Source organism: Cupriavidus neocaledonicus (assembly GCF_000372525.1).
GTDB classification, from domain to species: domain Bacteria; phylum Pseudomonadota; class Gammaproteobacteria; order Burkholderiales; family Burkholderiaceae; genus Cupriavidus; species Cupriavidus neocaledonicus.
This window is the reverse complement of record NZ_AQUR01000105.1, coordinates 196022-207814: the sequence shown is the minus strand read 5'-3', so window position 1 is coordinate 207814 and position 11793 is coordinate 196022. Positions and strand designations below refer to the sequence as shown.

The following is an 11793-nucleotide window of genomic DNA, read 5'->3' as shown; positions in this document are numbered from 1 at the left end:
CTGGATAGGAACGGCCAGGCCCGTTCCCCCGCGGGCCATATGGCGATGAGGCGTGCCGCGCACGGGCGGCAGCCCGCGTTCAGGCCGGTATCCGGGCTGGCGACTCGGAACCGGCGCCTTCCCGAACCTGCGGTTCAGTGGCGTGTGGCCGGTCCTGCGGGCATGTGGCCTGTGATCCGATGACGGATCGGGCCTTGCCAGCGATGTGGCTGGCGCATGCGCACCGCGGTCGCTTACCGTTGCGGGGGCAGCACAGGTTGGCCTGTCCGGCGCGCAGCCGGCCCGGCTCCCTGTTTCCCGTTGAACTGCCCCTTCGCCAGGGACGAAAAGGGCGAGCACCTGGAACGTGCGCGAGTCTATGGCGTTTCGCCCTTCGCGTCAACGCGACGCCCCCACTGCGCCCATAGCCCGCCTGGTAGCGTTTTGTCACACTCTCGCGGCGTCTTGGGTGCAGAAGCCTGCAACTTCCATGCGGGCGGCCGGTCACAAACCTTTCCTCCGCATTGTGCATGCCGGCGCATCGGCTAGAATCGCCATACCTGACACTACTCCCATCATGACAGGCCCTATGCTCACCGAACTCGAACAACTGGCCGCCAAGATCGGGCGCGTGCTGCATCATGCGGACACCCTGGCGGCGGAGAACCAGCGGCTGCGCGACGAGATCGCGCGGCTGGAGGGCGAAGCCGCGCAGTTGCGCGGCGAGCGCGAGGCCATGGCCGCCGACCGCGAACTGCTCAATATCAAGATCGAGGAAGCGCAGCTGCGCATCCAGTCCATCCTTGACAAGCTGCCGACCGCCAGCGACACGCGCCAGCTCGACCTGCTCGGCGAAGAGGCCGAGGCGCACAAGGCCCCCGGAGAACACGCATGAGCAACAAGCAAGTCGAAGTCAATATCGCCGGCCAGGCCTACCGCTTTGCCATCGCGCCCGAGAACGAGGCCGCGCTGCTCGAGGCCGTGGCCCTGGTCGACACGCAGATGAACAAGCTGCGCAACGGCAGCGCGGCCAAGGGTGTGGAGCGCGTGGCGGTGATGGCCGCGATCAGCATCGCCTCGGACCTGCTGTCGCTGCAGCGCAAGCAGCAGGCCGAGGGCGCGATCCCGGTCGACGCCATCCGCGCACGCATCCGCGAACTGAACGACCGCGCCGACGAAGCGCTGCGCCAATATGCCCACGTGGGCACCGGTACGCGCGGCTGAGCGGCACGGTGGGATGTGCTGCGGATGCCGCGCTGTCGCGCAAAATGTAACGACACGCGCAAGCGCACTTGGTATGGCCTGCAACGCGGTGTATAGTGTAGCCAGACTGCACGAGGCACCACAGAAGTGCAGCTGACAGGTCAGGTTATCGCGCCTGGCCGCCGTTTTCATCCCATCCTAGTTAGAAACGGCAAACGTCTGACATCCCGCACGTGGAGAGTCAGACGTTTGACAGTTTCCCTGCCTGGTTCGTGAGGGTCATAAACTCCTTGAACCGATATGCATTGCATGGTGCGGGATTATGTCGCGTGGGCGAGCGCGTCGTCGCATTCATAGTCCGGGCCTGGCCTGGACTCCCTGAGTGGATGATGTACCCGAAATGCGACTTCCGCAGCCACTCTGAACCTCACTTGGGTTCAGGATGCCGACCCAGCGGCCGAGGCGGGGACCCCCTAAAAAAGGCGGTGGTTTTCTGAACCATCGCCTTTTTCTTTGCCCTTTTTCTTTGCCTGATGCTTGCCCGTGTCTTTCGGCGCGGGCCTTCCTTTCCTGAGCAGCGCCGTGAGCCCTAACCAGAACCAACGCGCCCGCCAGTACTGGCTGATGAAATCGGAACCCGACGAAGCCAGCATCGACGACCTGGCCCGCCAACGGACGCTGCCGTGGACCGGCGTGCGCAACTACCAGGCGCGCAACTTCATGCGCGACGCCATGCAGATCGGAGACGGCGTGCTGTTCTATCACTCGTCTTGCCCCGAGCCCGGCATCGCCGGCCTTGCCGAAGTCTGCTCCGCGCCCTACCCCGACCCCACGCAGTTCGACCGCAAGAGCCCGTATTTCGACGCTGCCTCCAGGGCCGACGCGCCGCGCTGGCTGCTGGTCGACGTGCGCTTCGAACGCAAGAGCCGCCTGATTTCGCTGGCCGAGCTGCGCGAGCATGAAGCGCTGGCCGACATGGTGGTGCTCCGGCGCGGCAACCGGCTCTCGATCACGCCGGTGACGCCGGCGCAATGGCGCTATATCACCGGCAAGCTGATGGACTGACTGGCCGGGCGCTGCCGCAACGGACCAGGCCTTGCGCAACGAGGCTGACGACAATAACAACGACTTGCTGACACGATGCCGTTCGACAACCTGCCGGTGCTGATCCCCGCCCTGCTCGCACTGGGCGCTTTCACCGGCTTCTGCGCCGGCCTGCTCGGCGTGGGCGGCGGCATGATGATGGTGCCGTTCCTGACGCTGCTGTTCACCAGCCTGGGCTTTGCCGGCGAAGCCATCGTCCATATGGCGATCGCCACCTCGATGGGCACCATCCTGTTCACCTCGCTGTCGTCCGTGCGCGCGCACCACAAGCGCGGCGCGGTGCGCTGGCCGATCGTGCTGGCGCTGGCGCCCGGCATCGTGATCGGCGGCATGGTCGGCGGCGGCAAGGTCTTCGCGGCGCTGAAGACCAGCTGGCTGTCGCTGGCGTTCGCGGGCTTCGTCGGCTTCTCGGCGCTGCAGATGCTGCGCAACCGCCGGCCCAAGCCCGGGCGCCAGCTGCCGGGCTTTGCCGGCATGGCCGGCGCGGGCGGCGTGATCGGCTTCCTGTCGAGCCTGGTGGGCGCGGGCGGCGCCTTTGTCTCGGTGCCGTTCATGACCTGGTGCAATGTGCCGATCCACAACGCGGTGGCGACCTCGGCCGCGCTCGGCTTCCCGATCGCCGCTGCCAGCGTGGCGGGCTATATCTGGAGCGGCTGGCACGCGCCCGGACTGCCGGCGGCCTCGCTCGGCTATCTCTACCTGCCCGCGCTGCTGGTGATCGCCGCGGCCAGCGTGCTGACCGCGCCGCTGGGGGCGCGCACCGCGCACCGCATGGACGTGGGCCAGCTGCGCAAGGTCTTCGCCGTGCTGCTGCTGTGCCTGGCCACGTATATGTTGTGGAAGGCCTGGCAGGCGTTCTGACCGCCCGTGTCACCCGCACGGGGGAAGCGCGATCACCCGCGCGGCGCCATCGCAACAATCGTTTGCAATGTCGCGGAACGATCGCCCCTGCGGCCACGTCTGATACCCATCACGTTTTGATTGGGAGAACCACATGAAACAATGGCTCGCCGCCACCCTGCTCGGCACCACCGCCGTCGTTGCCTCGGCCCACGGCGGTCCCACGGAAACGCCGTCGGGCGTGCTGTCGCTGACCGCGCAGGCCGTCACCGAAGTGCCGACCGATATCGTGCACCTGACGCTGGCCGCGGAGCAGGAAGGCGCGGAACCGGCCGCGATCTCCTCGGGCCTGTCGACACGGACCCAGGCCGTGATTACGCAGGCGCGCCGCGTGCAGGGCGTCAGCGCCGAATCCGGCGGCTTCACCATCCACCCCAGCACCGACCGCAACGGCCGCATCAGCACCTGGCGCGGGCGCTCCGAGGTCATCCTGAAATCGCGCGATTTCGCGGCAGTGTCCAGGCTCGCGGGCGAGCTGGCCAGCCAGATGCAGGTGCAGAACATCGCCTTCTCGCTGTCGCGCGAAGCGCGCGAGGCGGCCGAGGCCAAGCTGGCCGAGCAGGCCATCGCCTCGTTCCGCAACAAGGCGCAGGCCACCACCAGACTGTTCGGCTACAACAGCTACACCATCCGTGAAGTCAGTGTGAACGAGACCGGCATGATGCCGCCGGTGCCGCGCATGTACGGCGCCGCCAAGGCCATGATGGCCGACGCCGCGGTGCCGGTGCCGGTCGAAGGCGGCAAGACCCAGGTAACGGTGTCGGTGAACGGGTCGGTGCAGATGCTGAAGTAAGCTGGCGCATTCGATCGAGCGCTTGTGTGCGCCCCTCTCCCGCAGGCGGGAGAGGGAGCAAACCCGCCGCGGTTACAACCCCGCGGCGTATCGCAATTTTTCTCACAGCCCCGCGAACTGCTCCCGCAGCACGTTCTTCTGCACCTTGCCCATGGTATTGCGCGGCAGCTCGTCCACCACGTGCACGCGCTTGGGCACCTTGAAGTTGGCGATGCGGCCCTTGAGGGTGCCGATCAGCGCGCCTTCGTCGATGTCCGCGCCGGGCTTGCGCACCACCACCGCCACCACCGCCTCGCCGAAATCCGCATGCGGAACGCCGATCACGGCGCTCTCCGCCACGCCCGGCATCTCGTCGATAAAGCTCTCGATTTCCTTGGGGTAGACGTTGTAGCCACCCGAGATGATCAGGTCCTTGCTGCGCCCGACGATGGTCAGGTAGTGGTCTGGCACCGCGCGCTCGCCGGCCTGGCTGACGATGGCGCCGCCGAAGCGGCCGACGTCGCCGGTCTTGAACCAGCCATCGTCGGTGAACTCTTCGCGGGTCTTTTCCGGCATGCGCCAGTAGCCCTTGAACACGTTCGGGCCCCGCACCTCGACGTTGCCGATCTCGCCCGGCGCGCAGGGCTTGCCGTCGCCGTCGACCACGCGCACCGACACGCCCGGCAGCGGCATGCCCACGGTGCCGCCGATACGCTCGCCCAGCGCCGGGTCATACGGGTTGGACACCAGCATCACGGTCTCGCTCATGCCGTAGCGTTCCAGGATGGTATGGCCGGTGCGCTCGCGGAAGGCCTCGAAGGTTTCCAGCAGCAGCGGCGCCGAACCCGACACGAACAGGCGCATGCGGCGGCAGGTGTCGTCGTCGAAGCGCGGCTCCTGCAGCATGCGTACGTAGTAGGTCGGCACGCCCATCATCACGGTGCAGCGCGGCAGGAATTTCAGCACTTGCGCCATGTCCAGCCGGGGTGCCCAGATCATCTTGGCCCCGGCCAGCAGCGCGCCGTGCGAGGCGACGAACAGGCCGTGCACATGGAAGATCGGCAGCATGTGCAGCAGCACGTCGTCGCTGCGCCAGCCCCAGAATTCGTGCAGCGTCTGCGCATTGGAGGCCAGGTTGCGGTGGCTCAGCATCGCGCCCTTGCTGCGCCCGGTGGTGCCGGAGGTATAGAGGATGGCGGCAAGGTCATCGTCGGCGCGCGCCACCGTCTCGAAGGTGTCGGCCTTGCCAGCGGCGCGCGACAGCAGCGAGCCGCTGCGGTCGTCGTCCAGCGTAAACACATGGTTCACGCCGTGGCGGAACGCCACCTTGGAGACCCAGCCGAAGTTCTTGCTGCTGCAGACCACCACCGACGGCTCGGCATTGCCGACGAAGTAGTCGATCTCGGCCTCCTGGTAGGCCGTGTTCAGCGGCAGGTAGACATAGCCGGCGCGCAGCGTGGCGAGGTACAGGAACAGCGCTTCGGGCGACTTTTCCACCTGCACCGCCACGCGCGCGCCTTCGGGCAGGTGCAGCGACGCCAGCAGGTTGGCCAGCTTGGCGGTGGCGCGGTCAAGGTCGTCCCAGCTGTAGTACAGGCCATCGTGGGTCTCGATGCAGCAGGCGCTACGGTCAGCGGGGAAGCGGGATTCGAACAGGGCGAACAGGTTGGCGTTCATGACAAGGAGCGAACCAAAGACTGAGAAAGCGAAGACATCGATGATGGGAAGCAGTGCCGTCGGCGCGCCCTACTCCCCGCGGAACTGTGGTGGCCGGCGCGCCAGGAAGGCGGCCACGCCTTCGGCATGGTCCGCGCCTTCGGCATAGGCGAAATGCGCGTCCAGGTCGGCCGGCGACAGCGGCGCCGGCGATGGCGCCAGCCGGTGGATGGTGGCCTTGTTGATGCGCGCCGCGGCGGGTGCGCCCGCGGCGATGCGGCGCACCGTGGCGTCGACCTCGGCGGCCAGCGCGGCGGGTGCGACCACGCGCGTCAGCAGGCCTTTGTCGCGCGCCTCGGCGGCATCGAAGACACGGCCCTCGAGCAGGATCTCGAGCGTCGCGGCGCGGCCCGCCAGCGCCAGCAGGCCTTGCAGCTCGCCGGGCGCCATCGGGAAGCCCAGCCGGTTGATCGGCACGCCGAAGCGGCTGTCGGACGCGGCGATGCGCAGGTCGCAATGGCAGGCGATTTCCAGCCCGCCACCCACGCATACGCCTTCGATCATCGCCACGGTGGGATGCCTGCATTGCGCTACCGCCGCCAGCGCGGGCGCGATGGTCGCCATGTGGTAGTGGCGCACCGCGGCCTCGTTGCCGCGTTCGGCGGGAAACTCGGCAATGTCGGCGCCGGCGGCAAAGTTGCCGTCGGCGCCGCGCACCACCACGCAGCGCAGCGAGGTATCGGCGGACAGCCGCGCAAAGCCCGCCGCCAGCTCGCGCCACATCTGCGCGGAAATGGCGTTGAGCTTGCCCGCGTGCGCCAGCGTCACGGTGGCGGTGGTGCCCTGCGTGGCAAACCGCACGGTGCCGCTCATGGGCGCGTCTCCCGGCTTCGGATCGGCATGGGCATGGCGTTGCGTCAGTCGATCTTGGCGCCGGACTGCTGCACCACCTGGGCCCAGCGGCGGATCTCGGCGTGCTGGAACTGGCCGAACTGTTCCGGCGTGAACGCCGGCGTTTCCGAGCCGTTGTTCAGCCAGATCTGCTTCAGCTCGGGCGTGTTCAGCGCCTTCTCGGTTTCGGCGTAGAGGCGGTCGACGATGTCCTTGGGCGTGCCCTTGGGCACCCACATCGCGTACCAGGTGGACACGTCATAGTTGGGCACGCCGGCCTCGGCCGCCGTCGGCACATTGGGGAAGGCGGCCGAGCGCTTGTTCGACGCCACCGCCAGCGCCTTGATACGGCCCGCGCGGATATGCTGCGCCGACGAGCCGAGCCCGTCGAACATCAGGTCGACCTGGCCCGCGATCAGGTCGGACAGTGCAGGCCCGGCGCCCTTGTACGGGATATGGGTGATGAAGGTCTTGGTCTGGATCTTGAACAGCTCGCCCGCCAGGTGGTGCGACGAGCCGTTGCCGGCCGAGCCGTAGTTGAGCTTGCCGGGGTTGGCGCGGGCGTAGGCGATCAGCTCCTGCAGCGTGTTGGCCTTGACGCGGTTGGGATTGACCACCACCACCTGCGGCGGCTGCGCGATCACCGTGACCGGAATGAAGTCCTTCTCGATGTCGTAGTCCAGCTTCTTGTAGAACGACGGCGCGATGGCGTGGTGGGCGCCGCCGATAAACACGGTGTAGCCGTCCGGCGCGGCCTTGGACGCCAGGCTGGCACCGACCGTGCCGCCGGCGCCGCCGCGGTTGTCGATCACGAACTGCTTGCCCAGCTGCTTGGACAGCTGCGCGGTCAGCGGGCGCGCGAAGGCGTCGGTGCCGCCGCCGGCGGGGAACGGCACGATCACGGTCACCGGCTTGGACGGCCAGGTGTCGGCGTGAGCTGGGGCGGCGAACATGGCGCCGGCACCGATGCCGGCCACGCCAAGGGCCAGGCCCGCTGCGCGCGCGCAGGCGGCCAGTGTGAACTGACGACGATTCATCTTTGTCTCCTCTCTCTTCTGGAAAGTCAATCTGATCGCCGCGCGCGCCCGCAGGGACGCCGCGCGGCCGGCTTTGCTTCTACGACGGGACTCCCGACAAAACGACGCGGCGCGCCAGGCGCCACGGGTATGAGGGCAAGGGCGATTTCCGTGACCGGACCAGGATCACAGCAGCTTCCCGACGCTGCGGCTGATGCGCGGGTTGCCTGCGCCCAGGCGTGCCAGATTGTCATCCAGCGCCTCAGGCACGTAAAGGTAATTGACCATCATGCCGCAGCTCTGGCTGCGGCCCTTGCGCGACAGGTCGGCGCCCCAGTTGAGCCGCTCCACGCAGGCGCCGTTGCCGAGGTGGAAACGCGCCACCGGGTCGGCCGGCATCGAGTGGTTGCGTTCGCGCACCAGGAAATGCGCGGCCAGGGTCAGCGCGGTGTCGCGCACCACGGCATCGGCGGCATCCGGCGCCAGCGCCTCCAGCCACGCCGCGCCGTCGGCGGGCGCGTTGCCGTGGCGCTCGCTCCAGCGCGCCAGCCGCTTGTCGCCCAGCACGCGGGCCACGGCCTCGCCGTCCTGCTTGCGCAACCAGTCGGCAAACCCGGGAATCGGCGACAGCGTGGCGAACTGCTTCACTTTCGGGAATTCGCGCTGCACTTCCTCGATCACGCGCTTGAGCAGGAAGTTGCCGAAGCTGACGCCGCGCAGCCCCGCCTGCGTATTGCTGATCGAATAGAAGATCGCCCACTTGACACGGCGCAGGTCTTCCAGCGGCGCGGCTTCGTCCAGCAGGGTATGGACGTCGGCGGCCATCTCGGGGGCAAAGGCCACCTCGACGAAGATCAGCGGCTCGCGCGGGATGCGCGGGTGGAAGAAGGCGTAGCAGCGGCGGTCGGAATCGAGCCGGTTGCGCAGGTCGGTCCACGAGGCGATCTCGTGCACGGCCTCGTAGCGGATCAGCTTTTCCAGCAGCGACGCGGGCGAGTCCCAGGTGATCGGCTGCAGCTCGAGCAGGCCGACGTCGAACCAGTTGGAGAACAAGGCCTCGAGGTCGTCGTCGAGCGGGCGCAGCCCGGGCATGCGGCGCTGCCAGCGCAGCATGTCGGCGCGCAGCTGGATCAGGAAGTGCAGGCCGCAGGCGCTGTTGCCGCGCTGGCCATGCAGCGCGGCCAGCCGCTTGAAGAAGCGGATGCGGGCGTTGGACTGCGCCTGGCCCGCGCGCGTGCCCTTGTCGCCATCGGCCGCGACATCTTCGCCGCCACTGCTGGCCACCTCGGCCAGCACCGCCAGCATGCCTCGCCGCGTGGCCTCGCCCGCGGCTTCGTATTCGGCCTGCCAGGCCTGCGCGGCGGCATTGGCGGCGCCGTCGGTCAGGCGCGCATCGAAGCACAGGCGCAGTTGCTCGCGCTGGCGCCGCACCACGCGCGCCGGCAGCGGCGCCTCGCCATCGGCCGGCGGGGCGGCCCTGGTGTCGCCATTGGCCCTGGCGTCGCCCTCGCCCTTGCGTCCCCACCAGCGGCCCAGCCGCGACAGGATGTTGGAGCTCGACGGCTCGCTTTCGCCCAGCGGCGCGCTGATCTTCTGGTCACCCGTATCGAAGGAGTTCATGCGGTACCTGCCTTTGATGCATCGATCTGAACGTGGGGTAAAACGCTGACTGGCGTGGCGGTGTGCGGGAACTAGTCTTCGGCGCCCGCCACGCGCAAGGCCGGCGGGGCGCGCACGGCCTTGACGTCTTGCGCCATCGCGGCGCCGCCGGCATCGAGTACCTGCAGCGCGGCGCGCTGGCGCAGCAAGTGGGTCTTCATCATGGCTTCGGCGCCTTCGGCGTCGCGCGCCTTGAGCGCGGCAAACACGCTCAGGTGCTCGGCGCAGGATTCCTGGATCCGCCCCGGCAGCTTCAGGCTCTTGTGGCGCGACAGCCGCAGCACCTTGCGCAGGTCGCTGATCAGCCCGCTCAGCCAGCGGTTGCCCGCCAGCCGCTGGATCGCTTCATGGATCTGGGCGTTGGTCTCGTAGTAGGCGTCGATATCGCCGGCCTGCGCATAACGCGCCAGGTCGGCGTGCAGGCCGTCGAGGGCATCGAGGTCGGCGCGGGTGGCGTTGCGGGCCGCCTCATAGGCACAGCGCCCTTCCAGCAGCGCCATCAGCGGGAAGATCTCGTCCAGGTCCTGCTCGGACAGTTCATTGACGAAACAGCCGCGGCGCGGCTCCAGCCGCACCAGGCCTTCGGCGGCGAGCACCTTGAGCGCCTCGCGCAGCGGCGTGCGCGAGATGCCGAGCGTTTCGGCCATCGCGCTTTCATCGATCCATGCGCCCGGCACCAGCGTATGCGCGTCGATCATGGCGCGCAGCCGGTCTGCCACTTCCAGGTACAGCGCCTGCTGGACGATGCGCATGCCATCTCCTGTGTCGCACGGGCACCCGATAGCGTGTGCGTCGGATCCCATAATTCATAATTATGGATTAGGGCGCGAACGATACAAGGACTTTCGATGTTGCGCCGCACTGCGCGCGATGAGTAAGCAGGGAATGATGAAACGAGGTGCGGCGGGCGTTCCCTGCCTCCCCGCAAGGAACGCCCGCGCCTGAAAAGAACTACCGATGCTGCTTGTTATCGCAGGCGGCCACGATGGTGTCCGCCGCGTGGGTCCATTGGATTGTGTCGACCCTGGCGCTGGCCCCTGCGCCACCCCTGTTGCAAACGCGCAAAGCGCGTCGATTTTCCCGTGCCCTTTCGTCCGTGCAGCGCGGCTAGCGTAACTCTAGACCCGTAGAGCCGTTTCCCCCCTGGCGCTGCCGTGGCGGCTGTGGCTTGCCGCTCATCTTGTAACAAAAACACTAGCGATTTGCGTGCCAGTCGGGCTAAGCCCTTGATTTTATGGATGGCACCCAAGTGCAATTTGTTACAGGATGAGATCAGTGTAACAGGATGTTTCCAAAGTGTTACGAGGGTTTTCCATGGTGTCGACGTTGCGGCATAAGCCGGCGGCAAGCGCCATTGCAAATTGTGCCGTCGACGTTATTTATCGATGTCAGAATGTGAGGCCGTCGCCGCAATTGCCTTGCCTGGCATCGTTGCGTTTTTGAAACAGGCGCCGGCCGCCGCGGATTTCCCCGCCGGTTTCCTGTATCCATCGCACATCACTCTGGAGGTCACGCCATGCAAGCTGGCAGCAGCGATTTCACCCTGGCCGCCACCCCGGCCGAACCGGCAGCCCCCGCCGGCCCCCGCGCCGCCGCGCTGCGGCCGCTGGGCCTGAGCTTCACCGGGTCGGGCTCGGAATATTTCCGCATCTGGATCGTCAATGCGCTGCTGACCATCGTCACCCTGGGCATCTATTCCGCCTGGGCCAAGGTGCGCACGCTGCAGTACTTCTATCGCAACACGCGGCTGGACGGCGCGAGCTTCGACTACCACGGCAAACCGTCGGCGATCCTGAAAGGCCGGGCCATCGTGTTCGCGCTGGTGTTCGCCTTCCAGTTCGCGTCGACCTTCTCGCCTTTTCTCGCGCTGGCGATGCTGCTGGTGCTGCTGGCGGTATTTCCGTTGCTGCTGGTGCGTTCGCTGCGCTTCCGCATGGCCAACTCCAGCTACCGCGGGCTGCGCTTCGGCTTCACCGGCGGCGATGCCGAGGCCTACCGGGTGTTCGTGCTATGGCCGCTGGCCGCGGTAGCCACGCTGGGCTTGCTGGGGCCGCTGGCGCACCAGCGCTTCAAGCGCTACCAGCACAACCACACCCGCTTCGGCACGGCGCCGTTCGGTTTCCACGCCGGCGCGGGCGATTTCTACCGGGCCTACCTGCGCGCCTTCGGCGTGGTGCTGGCGGGCACGCTGGTGATGGCCGCGGCCGGCTTCCTGGTGGCGCCGGGGATCGGCAATTTCGGCGCGGCGGCGCTGCTTGGCTTCTGCATCGCCGGCTTCTACCTGGGCATGCTGTCGGTCAGCCCCTACCTGATGGCGCGGCTGCAGAACGTGGTGTGGAGCCACACCACGCTGGCACCGCACGCGTTCCGCAGCGAAGTCAGCGCCGCGCGCATGGTCTTTATCTTTGTCACCAACCTGATTGCGATCGCGCTGACGCTCGGCCTGTTCCTGCCGTTCGCGCGCGTGCGCGCCACGCGCTACCGGCTGCAGTGCGTGACCATGCTCGCGGCCGGTCCGCTCGACAGCTTCGTCGCCGGCGAAGCGCAGCAGGTGGGCGCGCTGGGCGACGCGGCGGTAGACTGGTACGACATCGACATCGCGCTCTGACGCGC

At 67.5% G+C, this 11793-nt stretch carries 11 protein-coding genes, 1 other RNA gene and 1 riboswitch; of the genes, 7 read left to right on the top strand and 5 right to left on the bottom strand.

All coding sequences use genetic code 11. The features are described from left to right. Positions 1 to 65 precede the first annotated feature (65 nt). A riboswitch (cobalamin riboswitch) is annotated at positions 66 to 358 on the bottom strand. Positions 359 to 568: 210 nt separating this feature from the next. The 6 genes from A3AG_RS0125085 (at position 569) to A3AG_RS0125065 (ending at position 3979) form a co-directional block, all read left to right on the top strand. Then, positions 569 to 874: an MreC domain-containing protein gene (locus tag A3AG_RS0125085; protein ID WP_018008044.1), complete on the top strand. Its 306-nt coding sequence runs from the start codon at positions 569 to 571 to the stop codon at positions 872 to 874. Further along, entirely contained in the window at positions 871 to 1203 is a 333-nt protein-coding gene (locus tag A3AG_RS0125080; RefSeq protein ID WP_018008043.1) for a cell division protein ZapA, read from the top strand. The genes A3AG_RS0125085 and A3AG_RS0125080 overlap by 4 nt, the downstream gene beginning before the upstream one ends. A 234-nt stretch (positions 1204 to 1437) precedes the next feature. Beyond that, positions 1438 to 1655, top strand: a non-coding RNA gene (gene ssrS / locus A3AG_RS33620) — 6S RNA. Between the two features lie 109 nt (positions 1656 to 1764). Beyond that, complete coding sequence (locus tag A3AG_RS0125075; protein WP_018008042.1) at positions 1765 to 2247, top strand: EVE domain-containing protein; 483 nt, start codon at positions 1765 to 1767, stop codon at positions 2245 to 2247. Between the two features lie 75 nt (positions 2248 to 2322). After that, positions 2323 to 3147 (top strand): sulfite exporter TauE/SafE family protein, encoded by an 825-nt coding sequence (locus tag A3AG_RS0125070; RefSeq protein ID WP_018008041.1) that lies wholly within the window; start codon positions 2323 to 2325, stop codon positions 3145 to 3147. A 133-nt stretch (positions 3148 to 3280) separates the two neighbouring features. Continuing rightward, the gene (locus A3AG_RS0125065) at positions 3281 to 3979 is read left to right on the top strand and encodes an SIMPL domain-containing protein (RefSeq protein ID WP_018008040.1); all 699 of its coding nucleotides are present in this window, start codon (positions 3281 to 3283) and stop codon (positions 3977 to 3979) included. Between the two features lie 102 nt (positions 3980 to 4081). Here the strand turns inward: A3AG_RS0125065 and A3AG_RS0125060 are convergent, their stop codons facing one another. The 5 genes from A3AG_RS0125060 to A3AG_RS0125040 form a co-directional block, all read right to left on the bottom strand. Beyond that, complete coding sequence (locus A3AG_RS0125060) at positions 4082 to 5635, bottom strand: malonate--CoA ligase (protein ID WP_018008039.1); 1554 nt, start codon at positions 5633 to 5635, stop codon at positions 4082 to 4084. Between the two features lie 69 nt (positions 5636 to 5704). Further along, entirely contained in the window at positions 5705 to 6487 is a 783-nt protein-coding gene (locus A3AG_RS0125055) for an enoyl-CoA hydratase/isomerase family protein (RefSeq protein ID WP_018008038.1), read from the bottom strand. A gap of 44 nt (positions 6488 to 6531) precedes the next feature. Further along, positions 6532 to 7542, bottom strand: coding sequence for a Bug family tripartite tricarboxylate transporter substrate binding protein (locus A3AG_RS0125050; protein WP_018008037.1), 1011 nt, complete (start codon positions 7540 to 7542; stop codon positions 6532 to 6534). A gap of 165 nt (positions 7543 to 7707) precedes the next feature. Next, entirely contained in the window at positions 7708 to 9141 is a 1434-nt protein-coding gene (locus tag A3AG_RS0125045; RefSeq protein WP_018008036.1) for a malonyl-CoA decarboxylase domain-containing protein, read from the bottom strand. Positions 9142 to 9212: 71 nt separating this feature from the next. Then, positions 9213 to 9932, bottom strand: a complete 720-nt coding sequence (locus A3AG_RS0125040; protein WP_018008035.1) for a GntR family transcriptional regulator — start codon at positions 9930 to 9932, stop codon at positions 9213 to 9215. 764 nt (positions 9933 to 10696) lie between these two features. On the opposite strand from A3AG_RS0125040, the gene A3AG_RS0125035 reads away from it, so the two are divergent. After that, on the top strand, positions 10697 to 11788 hold the full coding sequence (locus A3AG_RS0125035) for a YjgN family protein (RefSeq protein ID WP_018008034.1): 1092 nt from the start codon (positions 10697 to 10699) through the stop codon (positions 11786 to 11788). Positions 11789 to 11793 lie beyond the last annotated feature (5 nt).